At 55.7% G+C, this 25237-nt stretch carries 16 protein-coding genes; 10 read left to right on the plus strand and 6 right to left on the minus strand.

The genetic code is table 11. The features are described from left to right. Nucleotides 1-11: 11 nt before the first annotated feature. The 3 genes from EFA69_RS10710 to EFA69_RS10720 form a co-directional block, all read right to left on the minus strand. Nucleotides 12-1292: a RagB/SusD family nutrient uptake outer membrane protein gene (locus tag EFA69_RS10710; protein WP_123133069.1), complete on the minus strand. Its 1281-nt coding sequence runs from the start codon at nt 1290-1292 to the stop codon at nt 12-14. Nucleotides 1293-1313: 21 nt separating this feature from the next. Then, nucleotides 1314-4607: a TonB-dependent receptor gene (locus EFA69_RS10715; RefSeq protein WP_123133070.1), complete on the minus strand. Its 3294-nt coding sequence runs from the start codon at nt 4605-4607 to the stop codon at nt 1314-1316. A gap of 194 nt (nt 4608-4801) precedes the next feature. Further along, entirely contained in the window at nt 4802-5953 is a 1152-nt protein-coding gene (locus EFA69_RS10720) for a FecR family protein (protein ID WP_123133071.1), read from the minus strand. A gap of 670 nt (nt 5954-6623) precedes the next feature. On the opposite strand from EFA69_RS10720, the gene EFA69_RS10725 reads away from it, so the two are divergent. Continuing rightward, nucleotides 6624-7196, plus strand: coding sequence for an RNA polymerase sigma factor (locus EFA69_RS10725; protein ID WP_123133072.1), 573 nt, complete (start codon nt 6624-6626; stop codon nt 7194-7196). A gap of 130 nt (nt 7197-7326) precedes the next feature. On the opposite strand, the gene EFA69_RS10730 is transcribed toward EFA69_RS10725, so the two are convergent. The 3 genes from EFA69_RS10730 to EFA69_RS10740 all read right to left on the minus strand — a co-directional run bounded on the left by EFA69_RS10730 (nt 7327) and on the right by EFA69_RS10740 (nt 10386). Then, complete coding sequence (locus tag EFA69_RS10730; RefSeq protein WP_123133073.1) at nt 7327-7722, minus strand: hypothetical protein; 396 nt, start codon at nt 7720-7722, stop codon at nt 7327-7329. Between the two features lie 125 nt (nt 7723-7847). After that, on the minus strand, nt 7848-9278 hold the full coding sequence (locus EFA69_RS10735; RefSeq protein WP_123133074.1) for a sugar MFS transporter: 1431 nt from the start codon (nt 9276-9278) through the stop codon (nt 7848-7850). A gap of 235 nt (nt 9279-9513) precedes the next feature. Beyond that, nucleotides 9514-10386: an AraC family transcriptional regulator gene (locus EFA69_RS10740; RefSeq protein ID WP_123133075.1), complete on the minus strand. Its 873-nt coding sequence runs from the start codon at nt 10384-10386 to the stop codon at nt 9514-9516. Nucleotides 10387-10944: 558 nt separating this feature from the next. On the opposite strand from EFA69_RS10740, the gene EFA69_RS10745 reads away from it, so the two are divergent. The 9 genes from EFA69_RS10745 (at nt 10945) to EFA69_RS10785 (ending at nt 25122) form a co-directional block, all read left to right on the plus strand. Next, complete coding sequence (locus EFA69_RS10745; protein WP_183906751.1) at nt 10945-12084, plus strand: glycoside hydrolase family 26 protein; 1140 nt, start codon at nt 10945-10947, stop codon at nt 12082-12084. 45 nt (nt 12085-12129) lie between these two features. Further along, nucleotides 12130-14001: a sodium:solute symporter family protein gene (locus tag EFA69_RS10750; protein ID WP_123133076.1), complete on the plus strand. Its 1872-nt coding sequence runs from the start codon at nt 12130-12132 to the stop codon at nt 13999-14001. 50 nt (nt 14002-14051) lie between these two features. Continuing rightward, complete coding sequence (locus EFA69_RS10755) at nt 14052-15275, plus strand: glycoside hydrolase family 130 protein (RefSeq protein ID WP_123133077.1); 1224 nt, start codon at nt 14052-14054, stop codon at nt 15273-15275. Beyond that, nucleotides 15272-16498: an AGE family epimerase/isomerase gene (locus tag EFA69_RS10760; RefSeq protein WP_123133078.1), complete on the plus strand. Its 1227-nt coding sequence runs from the start codon at nt 15272-15274 to the stop codon at nt 16496-16498. Before EFA69_RS10755 ends, EFA69_RS10760 begins: the two co-directional genes overlap by 4 nt. A gap of 117 nt (nt 16499-16615) precedes the next feature. Beyond that, nucleotides 16616-18364 (plus strand): glycosyl hydrolase, encoded by a 1749-nt coding sequence (locus EFA69_RS10765; RefSeq protein ID WP_123133079.1) that lies wholly within the window; start codon nt 16616-16618, stop codon nt 18362-18364. 98 nt (nt 18365-18462) lie between these two features. Continuing rightward, nucleotides 18463-19692, plus strand: coding sequence for a glycoside hydrolase family 27 protein (locus EFA69_RS10770; protein WP_123133080.1), 1230 nt, complete (start codon nt 18463-18465; stop codon nt 19690-19692). Between the two features lie 162 nt (nt 19693-19854). Beyond that, entirely contained in the window at nt 19855-21261 is a 1407-nt protein-coding gene (locus EFA69_RS10775; RefSeq protein ID WP_123133081.1) for a sialate O-acetylesterase, read from the plus strand. A gap of 107 nt (nt 21262-21368) precedes the next feature. Continuing rightward, on the plus strand, nt 21369-23684 hold the full coding sequence (locus EFA69_RS10780; protein ID WP_245964545.1) for a glycoside hydrolase family 3 N-terminal domain-containing protein: 2316 nt from the start codon (nt 21369-21371) through the stop codon (nt 23682-23684). 124 nt (nt 23685-23808) lie between these two features. Beyond that, nucleotides 23809-25122, plus strand: a complete 1314-nt coding sequence (locus tag EFA69_RS10785; RefSeq protein WP_123133083.1) for a glycoside hydrolase 5 family protein — start codon at nt 23809-23811, stop codon at nt 25120-25122. The last annotated feature ends 115 nt before the right edge of the window (nt 25123-25237 follow it).

Genomic DNA, 25237 nt, shown 5'->3' on the forward strand with positions numbered 1-25237 from the left:
ATGGGAAAGAATTAATAGTTGGGGTTCTGTTCCAGCTGATCGTTCAGGATGATCTCGCTCTCCGGCAACGGCAGTTTCTGGCGGTGCGGCTCAATGCCCAGCGTAGAGACAGCTTTGCCGGTTCTCACCAGATCATACCAGCGGAAGCCTTCGGCGAGCAGTTCCCGGCGTCTTTCTAGCAAAACGGCATCTAAATAGGATTCTTCGCTGCTGGGGCTCAATGCCACCAGCCCACGGGCCTGCCGCAGTTCGTTGAGGCGGTTCAAGCCGGCCATTCCCTGCGCCTCGGCACTGATGAGGTACATCTCCGCCAGACGGGTGACAATGAACGGATCAGTGCCGGACTGGCCGCTGGGGTATTTGTTGATCACGTTCAAACCCTGTACCACGTCAATGGAGATGGGCTTCCGTTTGTCATTGGCCTCAAACAGGTTCTGCATCACATCGTCGGTGGGCTTGTAGACGTAGGAGCCCTTCACCGTGTGGGAGTAAGTGTAGAACAAGGTGCTGAGTGTGATGCTGGATTCCTCGGTGAGGTTCTCAAAGGCGAAAATGACCTCGGTGTTCTGCTGCTTCCGGAAAATTTTCTCAAAGGTATCCAGTTTATACCGGCCAGACGTGATGAGGCCTTCGGCCAGGGCAGCCGCTTCCTGCTTCTTGCCGCGGGCCAGTTTTACGCGGGCCATGAGGGCCTGCACCGCGTCTTTGTTCACGTAATAGTACCGGTTCACCACGTAGGCCGGGGCGTCTGGCAAAGCGGCCTCCAGTTCTCTTTCAATGAAGTTCCACACTTCTTCCTCACTGTTGCGCGACACTTTCTCATTGGTGTTCTGCTCCAAAACAGGCACCCCACCCCAGCGGGTGACCAGGTTGTAGTACAGGTAAGCCCTAAAGAAGTGGGCGGTACCTGCCATCTCTCTTTTTTTCTGCGTGTCTGTGAATGGCGCAATGGTGGCTAGTACGTTGTTCACCTGGTACAGAGCCCGGTAATAGCCGTCCCAGGCGTTGCCTATGAGCGAGTATTCCGGCCGAAGAAAGTTGTTGATGAACGCCAGCTGGTTTCCGCCAGAGGGGTTCATTAACTCCCCGCCAATGAGGTCATAGAAGATGTAGGACTCCCGGCCTGGCGAGTTCTGTACCGAGTTGTACATGCCGTACAGCAAGGCGTCCATGTCTTTCTCAGAGGTATTGTCCGGCGACACCGAGGAATGCGGATAGAAATCCAATTGGTCGTTACAGGCTGGCAGGGCCAACAGACTCGCAAAAAATAAAGTATATCTAAGCCTTAGCATATGTCTCATGGTTAAGCGTGGTTAAAAACGGAGGTTCACTCCTACATTCACGGTTCTCAACTGCGGCAGAATCAGGTTGTCTTCGCCCATGAACTGCGGGTCAAAGTTGCTGGTCACCTCGGGGTCCATACCGGAGTAGTTGGTCCACAGGAACAGGTTGTCGGCCTGGGCATATACCCGCACACGGCTCAGCTTGATTTTGGAGGTAAAGCTGGTTGGCAGGGTATAACCCAAAATCACGGAACGCAGGCGCAGGAAAGAGCCGTCTTCCAGGAAACGGGTGGAGTTTTGGGTGTTCCAGCCAGTACCGTAGATGGCGCGTGGCGTGGTGTTGCTGGTACCCGGACCAGTCCAGCGCTCTTTGGCCACCTCTTCCCGTATCCCGAAGAAGTTGTTAGCCAGACGCTCCACGGTGATGCGGCCCGAGAAGTACACATCGGCACCCTGGCTGTAGTTGAGGAACACGCTCAGGTCAAAGTTCTTGTACTGGAAGGTGTTGTTCCAGCCGCCGAAGAAGTTGGGGTTAGAGGTGCCCACAATCTGGCGGTCATCGGCGTTGATGAGGCCATCGTTGTTTATGTCGTCGTACTTCACGTCACCGGCCCGGATGCCCTGGGCGTAGAATTTCTCAGGAATCTCTTCATCTGTCTGATAGATGCCCAGCATTTTGTACAGGTAAAAGCTACCCACCTCTTCGCCTACTTTAAGCGTGCGGTTGGCGCCAATGAGCAAAGCCTCATCGCCTAAGAGCGAGGTCAGCTTGTTTTTGATAAACGAGATGTTGAAGTCTGAGCTCCAGGTCAGCTCCCCGAAGGTCTGGTTGGTGCCCACCATGAATTCCCAGCCCCAGTTACGCATGGAGCCGATGTTGCTGGTGATACTGGTAAACCCAGAGGTTGCCTGCGTAGGGCGGCTGTACAACAGGTTGTTTGTGTTCTTCACGAAGTAATCTGCCGTAAAGGTGTATTTGCCGCGTTGGAAGCCCATATCTACTCCCACGTCAAATTGGTCGGCGCTTTCCCAGGTGAGGTCGCGGTTGCCGTTGGTGCTCACGCCAATGCCGCTTTGGTACCCGTAGTTACGGCCACCGCTCATCTGCGCCTGGTAGGCGTAAGAGCTGATGCCGTCCTGGTTACCGGTAGAACCGTAGCTGGCGCGCAGTTTCAGGTCCATCAGCTCCACGAGGAAGAAGCTTTCTCTGGAGATATGCCAACCGGCAGAAACCGACGGGAAATACCCGAACCGATTCTCTGGGGCGAATTTAGAAGAACCATCTGCCCTGAAGGTGAGGCTCAGGAGGTATTTGTCTTTATAGGAGAAACTGGTTCTACCAAAGTAAGAAGCCAGGGCACTCTCAGCCAGGCTGGTACCTGCCTCGGTAATCTCCGCAGCCACCGACAGCACGTCAAAAGAGGTGGAAGGGAACCCACGACCGTCAATGTTGATCCCGGAGTTGGAGGTCTTCTGGTAAGACTGACCGGCCAGCGCCGAGAAAGAAAGCTCCCCGAACTGCTTGTTGTAGCTCAAGGTATTCTCTACCAGCAGGTTGGAGATCATGCGGCGGCTGTCAATGAGGCGGCCCACGCCGGTTCCGTAAGGGTGGTCTTCATTGTAGTACACCTTGTCTACGGTATAGATCTGGTCCAGACCCAGGGAGGTTTTGAAATCAAGACCTTTGCCCAGGTGCAGGTTGGCGAAGAACGTGCCCAGGTAGCGGTAGTTCTCAATATCGGCGTCTTCCTCGTTCAGGATGTGCAACGGGTTGTGGTACAGCAGATCCTCGGTTCCGCCCACGTAATACTCGCCGTTGGGTTTATATGGGCGGTCAAACGGACGCTGCGGAATACTGCGCGCCATGACGGTAGCCCCGGAGTTGGAGCCCGGCACCCGGGAGTTGTGGGTGTAGCTCAGGTTAGAGTTGGTGCCTACTTCCAGCCAGTTAAACAGCTTATGACTAAGGTTGACCTTACCCGTGTATTTTTTGAATTCACTGCTGATGATGGTTCCTTCCTGGTCCAGGTAATTACCGGAGACAAATACCTTGGTTTTTTCGGTGCCCCCAGAGAAAGAGAGGTTGTAACTGGAGGTGCGGGCGGTGCGGGTTACCAGGTCAAACCAATCGGTGTCGGGCATGCCGGGGTACGGATTCTCCTTGCGCAGCATGTAGTTGGCATCGCCTAGTTTGTAGCCAAACTGCTGGTTGTAATTGTCAATGCCTTCGTTGATCACCTCCAGATACAGGTCTGAACCCGCCATTTTCATCTTGTGGCGGTTGGGCACGTCCTGAATGCCTGTGTAGTAGTCAAAGTTGAGGTTGGATTTGCCCTGCTTTCCAGATTTGGTGGTGATGATGATGACCCCGTTGGTGGCGCGGGAACCGTAGATGGCCGAGGAAGCCGCGTCTTTCAATACTTCAATAGACTCAATGTCATTGGGGTTGAGTTGCGAAAGCGGGTTCATGTTCTCGCCCAGGTTGAACAGCGCGGCGTTGTGCGGCACCACCGGAATTCCGTCAATCACGTACAGGGGCTCGTTGCTGGCGCTCAATGACCCGATTCCCCGGATGCTCACGCGGGTAGAGGAACCCGGACTACCCGAACCGGAAGACACGTTTACACCGGGCATACGGCCCTGGATCAATTGGTCGGGCCCCAGGACCGGGCGCGAATTCTGCTCATCTGGCTTGAACGAACTGATGGCGCTGGTCACGTCTTCGCGCTCCTGCTGGCCGTAGCCTACCACCACTACTTCTTTGAGGGCCTGGTTGTCTTCCTGTAACTGGATATTCAAATCGGCGGGGCCGTTGAACGCAATTTCTTTTGTCTGGAAACCGATGAAGGTGAACACCAGCGTTCCAGTGCCTTCGGGCACCTGCAAGGAGAAACTACCGTCTCCCGCCGAAGCCGTAGCCACGGTAGTGCCTTTGAGGTTGATGGTGACGCCCGGCATGCCTTCGCCTTTGGAATCCACTACTTTTCCTCTGATGGTGGTGGGTGGAACCGCTACCGTCGCTTCGGCCACTGGTTTCCGCTTCACCACCACCGTTTTCTGGTTTACGGTGTAAGTAAGGGACTGCCCCTCAAAGCACTGCTCCAGCGCCTCTTCCAAAGAAGCGTTCTTCAGCCTGAGGTTCACGGGTTTGGCTTCTTTGAGCATCTGCACATTGTACAGGAAATTGTAGCCGCTTTGCTTTTTCACCTCTTGCAAGGCTTTCTCCAGCGGCACGTTCCGGTAAGACAGGTTTATCTGCTGGCTGTAGCCAGCGGCGCTTACCTGCAAAAGGGCGGCAAGCATAAAAATCATGGTAAGTTTCATACCCAAAAGGAGCTTATGCGGTATACAGACCAGAAACCTACTCTTATGAAGAGTATTAATTTTCATACATTTGTTTGTTTGGGTTTAAGAAATAGGTGCACTCACGTCTATTGCCTTTACAGACCCATTCCATAGCCAGGGGCGTTGCCGCGCCCCTGGTTTCTTTTTTGGGCCCAAGGCGAGATTCTGTTGGGCTATGGCATCACGGTTAACCTCCTTCCTTTCCGTTTAAAATGAACCGTTTCTGTTAATTCCAGCATGTTGAGCACGTCTGTGATGTCCTCGAAGCGGGAGACGGTGCCCGTAAAACTCTTGTGGTCAACCTCGCCCTCGTACACTACTTCCACATCATACCAGCGGGCTATTTTGCGCATGACGCTGTGCAGGTCCTCGTCATGGAACAGGAACTGACCGTTTTTCCAGGCGATGCTTTCCTGGGCATCTACCTGCTCTACTTTCAGGGAATTGGAAGCCAGCTGGAGGACAGCTTCCTGATTGGGTTTAATGGTGACCTCTCCGGTAGAATTGCTCACTTTCACGGCGCCTTCCAGCAAGGTGGTGCGCAGCTGAGTTTCGTCTTCATAGGCCATGAGGTTGAAATGGGTGCCCAGCACCTCTACCTCCATCCCGCTTGATTTCACCTTGAAAGGCATGGCCGGGTTTTTGGCTACCTCAAAATAGGCTTCGCCCGTTAGCTCCACCATGCGCTCTTTGCCGGCGAAAGCCGCCGGGAACCGCAGCGACGAGGCCGCATTGAGCCACACCTTGGTGCCATCGGCTAGGGTAATCTGGTACTGCCCGCCGTGCGGGGTGGAGAGGGTATTGAATTGCGCTTGGCCTGCCGTAGGTTCCTGCCCCGAATAGGAAAGCTGACCGTCCAGCTTGATGATCTTGAAACCGCTGTGCTGGGACAGGTCGCCGTTGGCGGTGGCCTCCAGGTCAATCACGGTGCCATCGGCTAAGGTGAGATAGGCTTTGTTGCGCCCGGGCTGTACTTCTGCGGTGGTCGGCACTGAGGCTTTCTTCACCTCGGCTATTTGCCCGGCAGGCTGAGTCCGGAACAGGTAATAAACTCCTACAGACACCAACAGCAAGGCAATGGCCGCCGCCATACGCAGGAAAGGATAGTTGCGCCGCTTCTCTGCTTCCTGTAGCCCCGCTGCTTCCTGGAGCCGGTTGAAAATGGCGGCCTTTGTGGGCTCCTGGGGCCCCATGGCTTCTGAATCCCAGGGTAAATCCAGCAACTCAAACTGGTCCTGGTACTCTTCCAGCAATTTCTTCTCCTGCGGGGTGCAGGTACCGTCAAGGTATTTCTGGTGCAGGATGACGTATTCTTCTCTGGTCATGGGTGTGGTGGCCTTGTACAGATAGAGAGACCTTTTCCCGCCCCCACACACATACTTTGGGTAAAAATTTTTCAAATTTTTCTAATAAGCCCCAAAAATGGCGCAGAAACGCACGGCTATTGAATGAAATAAAAAGAAAGCATTAGAAAGGCAAGACCTTTTCAGTAATGCCTCAAGCTCTACTGTTTTGGGCCTGTTTTAGGAAAAAAGCCCTTGAAACGGGAACGCTGCGCTTTTAACCAAGCCCGGGAAGACTGCCTGCTCTCCACGGCGTATGGCAAGGATGCCATGTGCTTTTCCTCCATGTTCAAGAAACTGATTTAGGGAAGTTTTCAGCAAAGAAGCCTTAAAACAGCTTCTTTAAGCTTTCCACCGCATTAAGCAGGGGAATAATTTACCATCAACGGAGCTTGCCTTTGTCAGAAATGCAAAGGGTATTGCCTTAATCGGTCTGAAATTTTAATTAAGGCAAAAAGAGTTGTTAAAAAATTTCATTATCTTGCTCTAGCTTATGTGCCAGGCACCTTCGGAACAAAACGTAACCTAAGCGTAACTTAACCATAACGTTCACCTTACTTTTACCCCTTTTTTTTGCGATCAATTACCGGCTGGGGCAGGCCGGTTCTTAAAAATCAATGCACCCAAGCTCCATCATTAAATAGAAGCGTCTATGTTTCGTGACCAATCAGATGCAGCCCTGTGGGAAGCCATCCGGCAAGATGACTCAAAAGCATTTACCGCTCTTTTTGAGCGGTACTGGTCGCGGGTGTTCACCACCGCTTTCTCGCACCTGAAAGACCGGGAAGCCTGCGAGGACATTGTGCATTCCATCTTCCTCAACATCTGGACCAAGCGCCACCAACTCCAGATTGACTCCTTCCAGCAGTACCTGACCGCCGCGGCCCGCTACCACGTGTACAAGCGCCTGAAGACCGCCAAAGTCATTCCTTTGCAGTACACCGACCAGGTAGAGACCTTACCGCAACCGGCACAGGCCAACAAGGGGGAAGAGGAAATCTGCGCCCGGGAGCTGGAGCACCAATTAGAGAGCCACCTGGAGAAATTGCCCAAACGGTGCCAGGAAGTGTTTTACCTCAGCCGGAAAATGCTCCTCTCCAACGACGACATCGCCTCGCAGCTGGGCATCTCCAAACGGAGCGTGGAAAACCAGATCACGGCGGCCCAGCGGCACCTGCGCATCTTCCTGAAGAACGCCGCCTTTCTGCTGGTTTTCCTGACCTAGCCGCCGCACGTGGTTCACGCACCGGAGCAGCTTTTTTGAAAGGAACAGAAAGGCGTTTAGAGGCTCTTTTTCCAAAAACAGGCCCTAAACGCCGAAACAGGCACGTTGCCCGTTCGTCACCAGGTTAAACTTAAGCAGCGGGAGCCTTCGTTGCCAACGGATGCCGGAACGCGATAAGCCCGAACAGCAACGCGAACACACCGTAGCCCACCGCCAGCGGCCACAGCACATAGCCATTAAGCTGCTGCCCGGCTTTCAGAAGCGCCAGCGCCCCTACCAGAAAGTGCATGAAATTGCCCAGCGCCACCGGCCGCGCGTAAATACCGCCAATCAGGATTCCTTTCGCCATCCAGTTCAGGATCGCAAACCCCAGGTACAGCGCCCCCAGCAACTGCACCAGCACCGGCATTATTCCCGTGGTTTCCTCCCCCAGTTGCTGCAAAAGTTCGTGCGGCAGAAAAGAAGCAATAAATCCTAATACCGCCATGAGAACGGCACTGGCAAGCATAATCAACTTTGTATTCATGGCAAAAGTTTTCCTTCGTCCTAAGATATAGAATTACTGCCATATTCCATAGAAACGAAAATCCCGTTTAGGGGCTGTTTTTGGAAAAACGGCCCCTAAACGGGATTTCAGAGATTGCCCAGGGTTCAGCTCAGCGCTCTGGTGCGGTAGCCCACAAAGCCGTAGTAGACGATGTAGAGGTAGCAGAGCAGGGGCACCAGGAAGGAGAGCTGCACGTCGCCGGTCACGTCGGCGAACACGCCCTGCAGCGGCGGCACGATGGCCCCGCCCACGATGGCCATCACCAGCAGCGAGGAACCCTGGCTCGTGTGCACGCCCAGCCCCTTGATGGCCAGGTCGAAGATGGTAGGGAACATCACGGAGTTGAACAACCCAATCCCGATCACCGCCCACATGGCCACCGCGCCCTGCCCGAAGGTCCCGATCAACAGCAGCACGATTACCGCCGTGGCGTACAGCCCCACGGTGCGGTTGGGGATGAAACGGCCCAGCAGCAGCACCCCGAAGTTCACCGTAATGAGGCCCAGAATGATCAGCGCCTGGTTTAGGTCATAGAGGACGGAAACGGCCCCAAACGTCACCGCCGCAATCACGGCCATGATCCCGTATTTGACGCCATTACTGCGCAGCTGCGCCAGAGCCACCGCCCCGAAGAACCGCCCGATCATGGCCCCGCCCCAGTAGAACGACAGGAAGTGCTTGGCCCCAGACTCGTCCAGCCCCGCGATCTGCGGCAGCTTGAGGTAGTTGATGAGCATGCTGCCCACGGCCACCTCGCCGCCCACGTACATGAAGATGCAGATGATGCCCAGCACCAGGTGCCGGTGCCGCAAAGCGCCGGAACCCGCCACCACGCCGGCCCCGTCATCGCCGGTGAGGCGCGGCAGGCGGGCCAGCTTGATGATGACGGCAATGACCAGCAACGCAGCGGCCAGGCCGATGTAGGGCGCCTTCACCGATTCGGCGGTAACCTCGCCCGCCCCGGACACCTGGTCGAAGATGAGGTAGCCGCCGATGATGGGCGCGATGGTGGTCCCGAAGGAGTTGAGCGCCTGCGTCAGGTTCATGCGGCTGGAGGAGGACTCCGGCGGCCCCAGGATGGAAACGTACGGGTTGGCCGTGATCTGGAGCACCGTGATGCCCGAGGCCAGCACGAACAGCGCGCCCAGGAACAGCCCGTAGCTGTGCAGGTCGGCGGCGGGCAGGAACAGCAGGCAGCCCAGCGCCGTCACCACCAGCCCCACAATGATGCCGTTCTTGTACCCGATCCTGAGGATAGGGTCCCCCTTGGTGACCGATACCGCGAAATACAGGAACGACACGATGAAGTATGCCCCGAAGAAGGCCGTCTGGATGAGCATGGCCTGCCAGTTCTGCAGCGTGAAGACCTGCTGCAGCTTGGGGATGAGGATGTCGTTCATGCACGTGATGAAGCCCCACATGAAGAACAGCATTGTCACGGTCATGAGCGGCCCCAGATAACTTCCGCCGCCGGGGGCGCCCACACCCGCGGCCGGAGGGGCCGCCGAGGGAGCGCTGTTGGTAATGCCTGCCATAGTTTGTTTGCTTTTTGGTAACAGTGAAGGTATGAACTTTCAACAGAATCTCGGCAATGCCGTGCGCAGCGGCCGGTGAGGGATTTTCCGTTTAGCGGCTCTTTTTCCAAAAACGGCCCCTAAACGGAAATCTGTCTGAAAAATCCGTTCGCGGTCACGCACCATCTGGGTTTTCTGGTTTAGGTCTATTTCAGGAAAAAGGGGCGCTAAACGCAGATTTTCCAGCCCCACCCTATTAAATAAACACCCGTGAGCCCGAGTAATTCTGCCGGAATTCTTTGGGGGTACAGCCGTTCTTGCGTTTAAAGATCCGGTTAAAGTAAGAGAGGTTGTTGAAACCGCACTTGTAGGAAACCTCAGAGATGGTCTCAGTGGTGTCTATCAGCATGCGGGAAGCGTGACCCAGCCGTATCTCATTCAGGCTTTCAATAAAGGTTTTGCCCGTGCGCTTCTTGATGAATCTACTGAAGGAGACTTCGGGCATATTCACTACTTTGGCCACATCGGCTAGCGACACCTCTTTGTCATAGTAGGTTTGCATGTACTCAAAGGCTTTCTCAATGCGGCGGCTGTAGTAGTTGAACTGGTCAGAGGTAAAGGAGCTGTTGGACAGCGTGCGCATGTTGCGCGAGATGGACAGATCATGCAGAATAGAGATCAACTCCAGCACAGAGTCAAAACCGCCTTTCTGGGTAAGCTGCTGCAACCGGGGCCTGAACGCCTCCTTAATCTCCCTGGAAAAAGAAATTCCGCGGCCGGCCCGCTCCAGCAGGGCTTTGATGAAACTGAGCTGGTTCCGGCGCAGGAACTTATCATCTAACAAGTCGCGGTGAAACTGGATGGTGATTTCCTCTATGTTCCTGGTCTTGCACTGGTGCGTGAACCAGCCGTGCGGCAGGTTGCTGCCCACCAGCACCAGGTCATAGTCATCAATGATCTCCACATGGTCTCCCACCACCCGTTTGGCTCCGGCCGCGTTGTACACAAAGTTGAGCTCAAAGTCTTCGTGGTAGTGCAACGGAAAGTTAAACTCTTCCTTCACCCTGGAGAAGAGCGTGAAGCAATCGTTCTGGGTTAAGGGGGTAATCTCGCGGTAAACTGAACTCATAGCTAATGATTTAAGCTGCTAAATTACAGAACAACATTATTGATACCGTAAAAAGGTTAAAAAAATACCACAGCTTCAAACGTTTTCTTTATTAAACTCAATACCAATCGCGGTTATTTACGACCCAAAAGTATTCAGGCTTCTTCTCCGCTCGCTTTAGAGAACCTACCCATACAATGGCAAAACGTGTAGCTACACACGATCAGCATTGCCACAATGAACTCCGCAGAAATTATCGATAACAATAGTTGGAGGCTGCTTTCCAGATCCAACAGAACACATTACGGTTAGTTAGCCATCATCCACCAACTACACATCAAACAAATGATAAAATAGTATTATAAGCCAGCATGAAAACTATGTAGTTTTGTAAACGGCCTTAGTAAAGTTGTGCCAGATTAGCAGAGACCCTGACCGAGTTGCTGCAAGCCAGTTTTGCGGCTCCATGCCTGGCTCCTAGTGCTGCACGACCTAACCATGGCCCATGCCTTTTCTCCGGGAACGTCTGGAGGCTGAGGACAAACTTTTAGCTGAGACTCTCGCTTTACCCACAAAACCATGACGAGACTTTTTCTGGCGTGTTTTCTGTTTTTGTCAGTTGCCCTTACTTCCTATGGGCAGGCGCTGCCCATCAACAGAAAAGCGACCCCTGAAACCAAAAACCTGTACGCCAACCTGCAACGCCTGGCCAAGAAAGGCATTATGTTTGGGCACCAGGATGATCTGGCCTATGGCATTGGCTGGAAGTACGAACCAGGCCGGTCAGATGTGAAAGACGTGGTAGGAGAATATCCGGCGGTGGCCGGCTGGGACTTAGGCCATCTGGAACTAGGCAAACCCGCCAACCTGGATGGGGTACCTTTTGAGCAGATGCGCTCCTTCGTGCAGGAAATTTACGCCAAGGGCGGCCTCAACACGTTCAGCTGGCACCTCAACAACCCTCTGGACCCTTCTAAAACCAGCTGGGACACCATGGACTCCACCATTCAGCACCTGTTCAAAGATCCCAAGGCCCTGAAACGCTATGAATCCTGGCTAGACGGGTTGGCTACATTCATGAAAAGCCTGAAAGGCCCCAAGGGTGAACTGATTCCGGTGGTATTCCGGCCGCTGCATGAACACACCGGCAGCTGGTTCTGGTGGGGCCGCAACCATTGCTCGCCGCAGGAATATAAACAGATGTGGCGCTTCACGGTAGATTACCTGCGCAAGAAAAAAGCCAACAACCTGCTTTTCGCCTACTCCACAGACCGCTTCACCTCCCGCGAAGATTACCTGGAGCGCTACCCCGGTGATGACTATGTAGACATTGTGGGCTTTGACATTTACCACCGCCTGCCGCAAGACACCACCCAAACGGCACAGGCTACGCAAACCTTCATCAAAGAAACCCGCCAGATGGTGGAAACCCTTCGGCAGATTGGCCAGGAGAAAAACAAAGTCTGGACCCTGAGTGAAACCGGCCTGGAAACGCTTCCTTTAGCCGACTGGTGGACGAACGTGCTCACTCCTATTGTACAGGACGCGGGCCTGTCTTACGTCATGGTGTGGCGAAACGGTAGGCCAGACCATTACTACGCCCCCTACCCCGGGCAGAAAAGTGTCCCAGACTTCAAAATCTTCCACCGCAACCCCAAAGTGTTCTTCATAAACAAGGCGGCGCAGGAGCAATTATACGCCCCACCCGCCAAAAAATAAGAGCCTCTTTATATACTAACTCGCCAAACACAAACCACCACCCAAATGAAACTAACGGCGCTTGACATAAGCATCATTTTCCTCTACCTGATAGCGGTAGCGGCCATTGGGCTATTCCTACAGAAGAAGGCGAAGGAGAACAAAGAAGCCTACATGCTGGGCGGCAACACGCTGCCGTGGTACGCGCTGGGGCTCTCCAACGCGTCGGGGATGTTTGATATTTCCGGCACCATGTGGATGGTGATGCTGGGCTTTGTGTACGGCCTCAAGAGCATCTGGATTCCGTGGCTGTGGCCGTCTTTCAATCAGATTTTCCTGATGATGTTTCTGGCGGCTTGGCTACGCAAGTCTAACGTGACCACCGGGGCCGAATGGATGCTCACCCGCTTTGGTCGCGGCAGAGACTCCAACAAATCTCACAGCATTGTGGTGGCCTTTGCTCTTCTGAGCTGCCTGGGCTTTCTGGCCTACGGTTTCATTGGCTTGGGCAAGTTTGTGGAAATTTTTGTGCCGTGGTCGGCGGTGCAGCCGTACGTGCCTTTCACCGTTGCCCCTGAATATGTGCCGCACTTCTACGGCATGGTTTTCACACTCTTCGCGGTGTTCTACTCTGTGTTGGGAGGCATGGCCAGCATTGTCTGGGCCGATGTGTTGCAGTACGCCATCATGACCGCCGCTTCTATTGTAGTGGCCGTATTAGCCATTAACAATCTGGAGACCACGCCGCTCAACGTCCCCGAAGCCTGGAAAACCCCTTTCTTCGGGGCTACCCTGGACATGGATTGGACCGGCATCATTGACGATGTGAACGCCAAAATAAAGTCTGACGGCTATTCCCTCTTCGGGATTTTCTTCACTTTGATGGTTTTCAAGGGAGTACTCGCCAGTTTAGCCGGCCCTACCCCAAGCTATGACATGCAGAAGGTGCTTTCGGCGCGTTCACCGCAGGATGCCGCCAAAATGAGCGGGTTCGTGTCGGTGGTGCTCATTCCTACGCGCTATCTCATGATCATCGGGTTTACGGTGCTCGCCATCCTCAACTATGACCAGCTCAATCTGGAGTCGCCCACGGGCATTGACTTTGAGCGCATTCTGCCGGCGGCCATTCAGCGGTTTGCCCCCAGCGGGCTCATGGGTTTGTTGTTAGCGGGTTTGTTGGCGGCTTTTATTGGCACTTTCGCGGGTACGCTCAATGCCGCGCAGGCCTACCTGGTCAATGATGTGTACCTGCGGTATATCAACCCCAAAGCCTCCAATGCCACCGTGACTCGTATGAACTACACCACAGGCATTGTGGTGGTACTGGTGAGCATGGTACTGGGCTTCTTCGCCAAAGACGTGAACAGTCTCTTGCAATGGATTGTGGCGGGCTTGTACGGCGGGTATATCTCGGCCAACGTGCTCAAGTGGTACTGGTGGCGCTTTAACGGCAGCGGCTTCTTCTGGGGCATGCTGGCCGGCATTATACCCGCGCTCATCTTCCCCTACCTCTTTGATGGCCTAGACCTCTACTATTTCCCGCTGCTGCTGCTGGTGTCTCTGGCGGGTAGCATCATAGGTACCTACCTGGCTCCGCCCACAGACGCAGAAACCCTCAAAAGCTTTTACAGAACCATCCGCCCCTGGGGCTTCTGGGGACCGGTGGCCGAACTGGTACAGGCTGAAGACCCCTCCTTTGTGCCTAACAAAAACTTCTGGCTGGACATGTTCAACGTGGTGGTGGGCGTTACCGCGCAGATGAGCCTCACGCTGTTGCCTATCTACCTGGTGCTGGGCATGTACACAGAATTAACGGTGGTAGCGGTCATCCTGCTGGTGTGCGGCCTCATTCTGAAAAAGACCTGGTGGGACAAATTACCGGAAGACGGCACCTCTGTGGCCGCGGCCCTCAAACAAAGATTAGTTACTCACAAATAAGCGGACGGAGGCTTTCCCTGCCGTTTCCATAACACCCAATTTCTATTACCATGGAGAATACCTTCCAAAAGAGACAGCAAGCGTTGGAGCAGTCTCACGCAGCGTTGCTCACCAGAAAGAACGAAAAGCAGCCGCTTGGCAACGGCATCTATGACAGATACAAATACCCGGTTTTAACCAACCAGCACGCTCCCCTTTTCTGGCGGTACGACCTGAACCCCGAAACTAACCCGTACCTCATGGAACGGATTGGCATCAACGCCGCCTTCAACGCGGGAGCCATCAAACTCAGGGGCAAGTATCTGCTGGTGGTGCGGGTAGAGGGCAACGACCGTAAATCTTTCTTCGCGGTGGCCGAAAGCCCCAACGGGATAGACAACTTCGTGTTCTGGGAACGACCTATTACCATGCCCGAGACCGATGAACCAGACGTGAACGTGTATGACATGCGCGTGACCCAGCACGAAGACGGCTGGATTTACGGCCTGTTCTGCACTGAGCGCAAAGACCCGGAAGCCAAACCCGGCGATGAGTCCTCAGCGGTGGCCCAGTGCGGGATTGCGCGCACCAAAGACATGGTTACCTGGGAACGCCTGCCCGACCTCAAATCGCCTTCGCCGCAGCAACGCAACGTGGTGCTGCACCCAGAGTTCATTAACGGGAAATACGCGCTGTACACCCGTCCGCAGGATGGTTTCATTGAGGCCGGTACCGGTGGCGGAATCGGCTTTGGCTACACAGACTCCATGGAGAATGCGGTGGTGGAGAAAGAATTCATTGTTGATGGCAAGCAGTACCACACGGTGTACGAAGTGAAAAATGGCCAGGGTCCCACGCCGCTTAAAACTGAGAAAGGCTGGCTGCACCTGGCGCACGGGGTACGCAACACGGCCGCCGGCCTCCGGTACGTACTCTATCTCTTCCTCACAGACCTGGAAAATCCGGCCAAGGTGATTGCCAAGCCCGGTGGGCACTTCATTGCCCCGGAGGGCGAAGAAAGAGTGGGCGACGTGTCTAACGTGACCTTTTCCAACGGCTGGATTCTGGACGATGACGGACGCGTGTTCATTTACTATGCCTCTTCAGACACCAGAATGCACGTGGCTACCTCCACCCTTGCCCAATTGCTGGACTACGTGACCAACACCCCCGCAGATGACTTCCGATCCGCGGCCTCTGTACAGCAGATCAACCGGCTGGTAGACAGGAACCAAGCCTATGTAGAATCAAAGACCCACGCACTGGCCCCAGAACTGAACGGCGTAAGAGCATGACATCTGACACCAATACCGCGGCTCAGGTTTCCCTCTCCGTTTACCAGCGGGAAATGGAGAGGGAACTGGAGAGAATCCTGGCCTTCTGGGTAGAGAACACACTGGACACTACCCATGGCGGGTTTGTGGGCCAGATAGACCATACGGGGCAGGCAAACCCCGAGGCTCCCAAAGGCAGCATCCTGAACGCCCGCATTCTCTGGACGTTCTCGGCGGCGTACCGGCATACCCAGCGCGAAGAGTACCGGCAGATGGCGGAAAGGGCTTTCCTGTACCTGACCAATTCATTTCTGGACACCGTGTACGGCGGCCTGTACTGGATGGTAGACGCCCAAGGCAAGCCCCTGAACACCCGCAAGCAGATCTACGCCCTTTCCTTCGCCATTTACGGACTCAGTGAGTACTACTTATCCACCCAGGAGCCCCAGGCGCTGGAGGCAAGCCAGAACCTGTTCCACTGGATTGAGCGGTACAGCCATGACCCCGAGCACCAAGGCTATCTGGAAGCGTTCAGCCAGGATGGGCAGCTGCTGGAAGACCTGAGACTGAGCGAGAAAGACCGCAATGACCCTAAGACCATGAACACGCACCTGCATGTTCTGGAAGCGTACGCCAACCTGTATCGTATTTGGCCGGACCCACTGCTGAAAGAGCGCCTTACCGGCTTAATCCAGGTGTTCCTGCACCGCATCATTGATGCGCAGAGCGGCCACTTGCACCTGTTCTTCCGCCGCGACTGGACGTCCATGGCTAACCTCATTTCCTACGGACATGACATTGAGGCCTCCTGGCTTTTACAGGAAGCCGCCGAGGTCCTGGGAGACCAGCCCCTGCTCCAGGAAGTGAGAAAAGTAGCGCTTGCCATGGCCAAAACCACTGCCACCGCCCTGCAACCAGACGGCAGCCTGTACCATGAATTCAACGCCGACCAAAACCATCATGACAAGCACCGCGAGTGGTGGGTAAGCGCCGAGGCGATGGTGGGTTTCTTCAACGCCTATGAATTCACCCAAGACCAAACTTTTCTGCACCACTCCTGGAACGCCTGGCAGTTTGCCAAAAAGTATCTCCTGGACCTGGAGCAGGGCGAGTGGTTCTGGGGTGTGCACAATGATTACAGCCGCATGGCCCAGGAAGACAAAGTAGGCTTCTGGAAGTGCCCCTACCACAACGCCCGGGCGTGTCTGGAGATCATCCACCGGTGCCAGAGAACCCAAGCATAAGACGCTCTCCTGCTTTCCGTTTAGAGCCCGTTTTTCCAAAAAGAGCCCCTAAACGGAAAGTCAAGTTTGTTACCTGACCAGATACATAGCACCGCATCCCCATTTACCTTGTTCAGAATGAAAACATGCGTACGCTTCTCTTCCGCTACTTTACGCCTCCTGCTGAGGACGGGCTTTGTGCTGCTGGTCGGTTTTTTGAGGGTAACTGGTGCAAGGGCGGCAGACATTAAGCTGGAGGCGGAAATGGCTACCCTTACCGGCCTTACCACCGCCACCCAAACGGCGGGCTATTCCGGCACCGGATACGTGCAGGGCTTTGACAACTCCTTCGGGAAGAACGTGAGCTTTACGGTCAATGCCCCTACTGCGGGGCTCTACGACCTTGCCATCAGGTACGCCACGCCTTCCGGCGAGAAGGGGTATGTACTGGAAGTGAACGGGCAGCAGTCGGCGGGCATGTTCTCAGAGGTAAAAACGTTTACCACATTACAGGCGGGCAAGGTGCAGTTGAAAGCAGGCGGCAACACCCTCAAAATTGGCGGAGGCTGGGGGTACTACCTGATCGATTTCATCAACCTGAGCCCGGCCACCATCGCACCGCCAACCAAACCATCTGCGGTACTCACAGACCCTAACGCCACGTCTTCCACCCAAAACCTGTTCTCCTATCTCACAGACCTGTACGGCACCAAAGTATTGGCCGGGCAGCAGGAAAACGACAAACTGGATGAGATTGCCTACGTGCGCACCCACACGGGCAAAGAACCGGCCGTTGGCTCCTTTGACCTCATAGAGTATTCTCCCTCGCGCGTAGAGCACGGCGCCCAGCCCAACGGATTCTCTGAGAAAGCCATCGCCTGGGCCAAAAAAGACCAGGGCCGGGGCATCATGAGCCTGATGTGGCACTGGAACGCGCCTTCCGGTCTCATTAACCAGACCCCTGACAAGCTCTGGTGGAGCGGATTCTACACCCGGGCCACCACCTTTGACCTGGCCGCTGCCCTCGCAGATAAAAACGGGGCCAATTACCAGCTCCTGCTCCGCGACATGGACGTGATTGCCGCAGAACTGAAGAAGTTTCAGACGCAGGACATTCCGGTGCTGTGGCGCCCGTTGCACGAAGCCGCCGGCGGCTGGTTCTGGTGGGGCGCCAAAGGAGCCGGTCCGTTCAAAGAGCTTTGGCAGATCATGCATGACCGGTTCACCCGCCACCACCAGCTACACCACCTCATCTGGGTCTACACCGCCGAAAGCAACAAACCAGACTGGTACCCCGGCGATGCCTACGTAGACATAGTGGGCATTGACATTTATGAGAACACCCCGCTGGCCTCGCCCCTGAGCAACCAGTGGACCGAACTACAGGGCCTGTTCAACGGCAATAAATTGGTCACGCTCTCTGAGACCGGCAACCTGCCCAACCCAGACTACATCACCGCCTATGGCACCTGGTGGTCCTGGTTCGCGGTTTGGACCGGCAGCGATTACCTGCGCAAGCAGTCCACTTCCCTGTTGCACAGCGTCTTCAACCATCCAGACGTGATCACCCTAGACGAGCTGCCCAACTGGCGAACCTACCGCAGCGTGACCGGCAGTGCGCTGGAAGAAAACATCGGTCAGCTCACAGTGTATCCCAATCCGGCCGTGGACGGGCAACTGCACATCCGGCTCCAGGCGAAAAACAAAGTAGCAGCCACCTTTACCCTCACCAGTTCCACCGGAACGGAAGTGCTGCATCTGGCTCAATCCCTTAAGGGCGGGCAGAACCTGGTGCAGCTGCCGCTGGCGCACCTCCCGGCCGGGCTCTACCTTTTATCCATCTGGAAGGGCCATGACCAGATCTCCAGAAAAATAGTGATCCAGTAACCAATGCGTTTAGGGGCTCTTTTTCCAAAAACAGCCCCTAAACGGTCAAAGCCAATAAAAATAAAACCGCTTACCTAACACCACACCACTGCACAAACATGAAAAACGTATTGCTCTTTTTAACCCTCTTCACGCTTTCTGCAGCGAGCTTCGGGCAGGGGAATAACTATGCGCAGAACTACAAGAAATTTGAGGGGCTGGCCCAAACCCCGCCCATGGGCTGGAACAGCTGGAACAAGTTCGCCTGTAACGTAGACGAGAAACTGATTAGGGAAATTGCCGATGCCATGGTCAGCTCGGGCATGAAAGACGCCGGGTACACCTACATCAACATAGACGATTGCTGGCACGGCGACCGCGACAGCCTGGGCTTCATCCATCCAGATCCTAGGCGGTTCCCTTCGGGCATGAAAGCTCTGGCCGATTACATCCACTCCAAAGGCCTGAAGATGGGCATTTACTCAGATGCCGGTTCCCAGACCTGCGGCGGTCGCCCCGGCAGCCGCGGCTATGAGTTCCAGGATGCCCAGCAGTACGCCAAGTGGGGCATTGACTACCTCAAATACGATTGGTGCAACACCGAAGGCCTCAAAGCCGAAGGCGCCTACAAAACCATCACCGCCGCGCTGCGCAAAGCCGGTCGGCCGGTGGTGTTGAGCATCTGCGAGTGGGGCAATGACAAACCCTGGGAATGGGGTCCGGAAGTGGGGCACCTCTGGCGCACCACCGGCGACATCTACAACTGCTTTGACTGCGTGAAAGACCACGGCACCTGGAAATCATTTGGCGTGATGCAGATTCTGGACAAGCAGGAAGGCCTTCGGCAGTACGCCGGCCCCGGCCAGTGGAACGACCCAGACATGCTGGAGGTAGGCAACGGCATGCCCGTGCACGAAGACCGCGCCCATTTCTCCATGTGGGCCATGATTGCCGCCCCGCTTATTGCCGGCAACGACCTGCGCAACATGAGCAAAGAAACCCTGGCCATCCTCACCCACAAAGAAGCCATTGCCATCAACCAGGACAAGCTGGGCATCCAGGGCTTCCGCTACGCGAAGAAAGACAGCGTGGAAACCTGGCTCAAACCGCTGGACAACGGCAAATGGGCCGTCTGTTTCCTGAACAGGAGCAACACGCCCCAGAAAGTGAACTTTGACTGGAAGAACACCCCTATCTCAGATGAACTCTCCAAGCGGGAGCTGAACGCCGCCAAAACCACCTACAAAATTAGGGACGTGTGGGCCAGGAAAGCGCAGGGCAACACCAAAAAAGCCTATGCCGCCACGGTGCCCCGCCATGATGCCATTTTACTGGTATTGTCGGAGTAAAAAGATATGAAGGAGCGTGGGTTTAGCGGCTCTTTTTCCTGAAATTGCTTTAAAACAACTTCCTTCCTTTTCTGCGTTTAGGGCCTGTTTTTCAAAAAAGAGCCCCTAAACGCAGAAAAGGATTTTTGCCGATCATCTCATCAGAATTTAACCCTTGGCTTTATGCGTATACGGTTACCTTTTCAGCTTACTTTCCTTCTCCTCCTGCTCATGGGCGGCGTGGTTTCATCGGCGGGAGCCGTGACACTTCCGGCCATTTTCGGGAATCATATGGTGTTGCAGCAGAACAGCCAGGTCACCGTCTGGGGCTGGGGCAAAACCGGCGAAGACATTACCGTGACCGGAAGCTGGGACAATAAACCTGTGAAGACCAAGGTGAACAACCAGGCCCAGTGGCAGGTACAGCTCCAGACCCCGGCGGCAGGCGGGCCGCACACGCTCACGGTACAGGGCTACAATACGCTGGTGCTGCAAGACGTGCTGCTGGGCGAAGTGTGGCTCTGCTCGGGGCAGTCTAACATGGAGTGGAGCGCCGCCTCGGGCATAGACAACGCCGAAAAACACGTTGCCGAGGCTACTTATCCGTCCATCCGGTTTTTCCAGGTGGCGCACCGCACCGCCAATACCCCGCAGCTGGATGTGCAGGGCCAATGGGTGGTCTGCACCCCCCAAACCATGAAACATTTCAGTGCGGTGGGCTATTTCTTCGGGCGCGAGATCTATCAGAACCAGAAAGTGCCGGTGGGGCTTATTAACAGCAGCTGGGGCGGCACTCCCGCTGAGGTCTGGCTCAGCGCCAATGCCATCTCGGCCAATCCCGTACTGGCCCAGGCGGCCGCCCAGCGCAAAGAAGTGGAATGGGGTCCGGTGCAGCCCGCCAAAGCCTACAACGCCATGATTGCGCCGCTCATGCCCTTCCGCCTGGCCGGGGCCCTCTGGTACCAGGGCGAATCCAACACCGATGCCCCTGACGTGTACGCCCAGCTGCTGCCCACGCTCATCCAGAACTGGCGCAGCGGTTTTCAGCAGGAATTCCCGTTCTACTTCGTGCAGATTGCGCCTTACAAGTATGGTGGCCCTGAGGAACATCCGCGCTTAGCCGAAGCCCAACAGAAAACCCTGCGCGTGCCCAACACCGGCATGGCCGTGATCAATGACATAGGCAACATTGACGACATCCACCCCAGAAACAAACTGGACGTGGGCAAGCGCCTGGCCGCCTGGGCCCTGCACCAAACCTACGGGCAGAAAAACATTCCCTTCTCGGGCCCGCTGTACCAACGCATGAAAACGGAGGGAAACAAAATCAGGCTCTTCTTTGACCACGCAGACCAGGGCCTCACTGCCAAAGGCAAAGACCTCACTCTTTTTGAGATAGCCGGCGAAGACCGGAAGTTTGTGCCCGCCACCGCCCGAATAGACGGCAACACGGTAGTGGTAAGCGCTAAAAACGTGAAGAAACCGGTGGCGGTGCGCATGGGCTGGAGCAATACCGCCGTCCCCAACCTGTACAGCAAAACCGGCCTGCCCGCCTCCAGCTTCCGCACCGATGACTGGCCCCGCCCGTAGCGCCCACCCGGTGCGTTTAGGGGCTCTTTTTGGAAAAACAGCCCCTAAACGCACCGCCAGCAAAAAAGATATTCAACTGTGAAACGATTAAATCATTTAACCAGATAATGAAATACTATACCCCACTAGCCTTATTACTCGCAATGGGTCTGCACGCCTGCAGCTCTACTACCTCCACTACGCAGTCGCCCAGCCAAACCGCCCCGGTGACGCAGACCGCGCCGGCGCTTTCGGTGCCCGCCCTGCCCACCGATCCGTTCATAGAAGACCTGCTGGCCAAGATGAGCGTGGAGGAGAAAGTAGGCCAGATGACCCAGCTCACCATTGACGTGATTCTCAAAGGCAACGAGACCACCGTGGTAGACGCCGCCAAACTGCGCGACGTGCTGGTGAACCACCACATCGGGTCTCTCCTGAACGTGCGCAACCACGCCTACACCATTGACCAGTGGCACCAGATCCTGACCCAGATCCAGAACGTGGCCACGAAGGAAACCCGCCACAAAATACCCGTGATCTACGGCATTGACGCCATCCATGGGGCCAACTACCTGGCCGGTTCCACGCTGTTCCCGCACAACATCGGCATGGCCGCCACCCGCAACCCAGCTTTGGTGAACCAGTCGGCGCGCATTACGGCCATTGAGACGCGGGCTTCGGGCATTCCGTGGAACTTTGACCCGGTGCTGGATTTGGGCCGCCAGCCGCTGTGGCCGCGCTTTGAGGAAACCTACGGCGAAGACATGTTCATGGCCAAAACCATGGGCACCGCCGCCATCACCGGCTATGAGAAAAACGGCCAGGGCCAGGATTTCACGGTGGCATCATGCATGAAACACTACCTGGGCTATTCCCTGCCGGCCAGCGGAAAAGACCGCACCCCGGCCTACATTCCGGAGCAGATGCTGCGGGAGCTGTTCCTGCCGCCGTTCAAGGCCGCGGTGGAGGCCGGGGCGTCAACGGTCATGATCAACTCCGCTGAGATTAACGGGGTGCCCGTGCACGCGAGCAAATACTACCTCACTGATATTCTGCGCAACGAGCTGGGTTTCCAGGGAGTGGCCGTTTCTGACTGGGAAGACGTGATCAGGCTGCACACCCGCCACCGCGTGGCCTCCACGCCCAAAGAAGCGGTGCGCATGGCCGTGGAAGCCGGGCTGGACATGAGCATGGTGCCTTATGACTACTCGTTCTATGACCACCTGATTGCCCTGGTGAAGGAAGGCACCATCTCTGAGGAGCGCATCAACCTATCGGTGCGCCGCATTCTGGCGCTCAAGAAAAAGCTGGGCCTGTTTGAGAACGCTTTCCCCAAGCCTGAGCTGAAGAACCGCATCCAGACCGCCGAGTTTGACAAAGTGGCCTACCAGTCTTCGCTGGAAAGCATCACACTGCTCAAGAATGAGAAACAGACGCTGCCGCTGGCCAAAAACTCTAAAATCCTGGTAGTAGGTCCCACCGCCAACAACTTAGGCGCGCTGCACAGCAGCTGGTCGTACACCTGGCAGGGGTCAGACGAGAGCCAGTACCCTAAGAAAACCCAGACGGTGTTGCAGGCGCTCATAGGCAAGATGGGCAAAGCCAACGTGATCTCCCGCGCCGCCGCTGATTTCAACGCTCCCGCCAATTATGACGTGGCCCAACTCAAGAGAGACGCTGCGCAAGCCAAAGCCATTGTGCTGTGCCTGGGCGAAAAAGCCTACGCCGAAAGCCCCGGCGTCATTGACGACCTCACCCTGGACGCGAACCAACTGGCCCTGGCCAGAGCCGCCAAGGAAACCGGCAAACCCGTGATTCTGGTGCTGCTGGAAGGCCGTCCGCGCGTGATTTCCGCCATTGAACCGCTGGCAGACGCTGTGCTTATGGGTTACCGTCCGTCTACGTTTGGGGGCGCGGCTATCGCCGATGTTCTGGTAGGAGACCACAACCCCGAAGGAGTGCTGCCGTTCACCTATCCGCGCCACGCCGGCGACGTGCTGCTCTATGACCACAAGAACTCAGAGGAAATCAGGGAAGACGTGCCCAACACGTACGGCAACGTGGGCTTTAACCCGCAGTGGCAATTTGGGCACGGCCTAAGCTACACCACCTTCCAGTTCTCAGATTTGCGGGTGAACAAAACCACCTTCGGGGCCACGGATGAACTCCAGATTACCGTGAAGGTGAAGAACACCGGCAGCCGTGCCGGCAGCAAAGCCGTGGATCTGTTCAGCCGCGACCACTTCGCCAGCATTACCCCTAGCGCCAAACGCCTGCGCGGCTTCAGCAAAGTGAACCTGCAACCCGGCCAGGAACGGGAAGTCTCGTTCACACTTACCGCCAAAGACCTGGCATTTGTGAACCAGCAAGGCCAGTGGGTCACGGAGCCCGGCGCTTTTGACCTCATGGTAGGCGACCAGAAAACCACCATTACCTATCAATAACTATTCTGCGTTTAGGGGCTGTTTTGGAAAAAGAGCCCCTAAACGCAATCCTATTGGTCGTTCGTCTAGACGAATCAAACCCTCTGCCCATGCTGCATCGGCGGAGCCGCAATTAGAAACCTTTATGAAGAGAATCTGCTATTTTCTGCTCTTGTTCATGTTCCCGGCGCTGCCGCTGCTGGCCCAGAAGCCCAAAGGTTTTGTGCAGACCAACGGGCACACCTTCACCCTTGACGGCAAGCCGTACTACTACGTGGGCACCAATTACTGGTACGGCGGGCTGCTGGGCTCCACCGGCCAGGGCGGCAACCGTGAACGGCTCAAAAAAGAACTGGACCTGCTCAAGAATGCGGGCGTGACCAACCTGCGGGTCTTGGCGGGCGCCGAAGGCCCCAATAACCAACCGTACCGCGTCTCGCCGGGGCTCATGATGAAGCCGGGGGTGTACAATGACACGCTGCTGGCGGGGCTTGATTTCCTGCTGGCCGAGATGGCCAAGCGCGACATGAAGGCGGTGCTGTACCTGAACAACAGCTGGGAATGGTCTGGCGGCTACGGGCAGTACCTCAACTGGAACGGCTACGGCCCTATTCCGTACGCGCTGGCCAACAACAATGACTGGGCAGGGTTTATGCGCTACGTGGGCCAGTTCCACCAGTGCGACCCGTGCAAGCAGCAGTTTGCAGACCACATCAGGTTTCTGCTGGGCCGCACCAACCAGTTCACCCGGCAGAAATACACCCAAGACCCTACCATCATGTCCTGGCAGATTGCCAATGAGCCGCGCGCGTTCTCTATGGCCAACGTACCCGCCTATGACCGCTGGATCAAAAGCACCGCCGCGCTCCTCAAATCGCTGGCCCCTCACCAGCTGGTCTCTACCGGTTCTGAGGGTTCGCACGGGTCTGAGGCGTCTATGGAGGTGTTCAAGCAGGTGCACACAGACCCAAACATTGATTACCTCACCATGCACATCTGGCCCAAGAACTGGGGCTGGCTGGACAGCAAGAACATTAGCGGCACCCTGGATTCGGCTATTGCCAAGACGGAGCAGTACATGAACCGCCACCTGGAGTTCGCGCAGCAACAGCAAATGCCTATTGTGATGGAGGAATTCGGCCTGCCGCGCGACCACCACCAGTACAACCTCACCGACCCCACCACCGCCCGCGACAAGTACTACCAATACGTGTTTGAGCGGGTACTCCGCAGCGCGCAGGAGAAAGGCGCACTGGCCGGGGCCAATTTCTGGGCCTTCAGCGGAACCGCGCAGCCCAACCCCAGCCGCCATTTCTGGCAACCCGGCGATGATCTCATGGGCGATCCTCCGCAGGAAGAACAGGGCCTTAACTCCGTCTTCGCCAGTGACAGCACCATGCCCCTAATCGCGAAATACGCCAAGGCCATCAAAAAAGCGGCCCAGAAAAAGAAGAAGTAAAACCGCTTGCCCTCACAGAACCAAAGCCGCCCATCTGTCTGCTTTGGTTCTTTTTCATGTTTGCGGTTTGTTACTTTACGGCCAGAACACGACCTGTCTTTGCGGGTAGCGTTCT

The organism is Rufibacter immobilis, from assembly GCF_003721565.1.
Classification (GTDB): domain Bacteria; phylum Bacteroidota; class Bacteroidia; order Cytophagales; family Hymenobacteraceae; genus Nibribacter; species Nibribacter immobilis.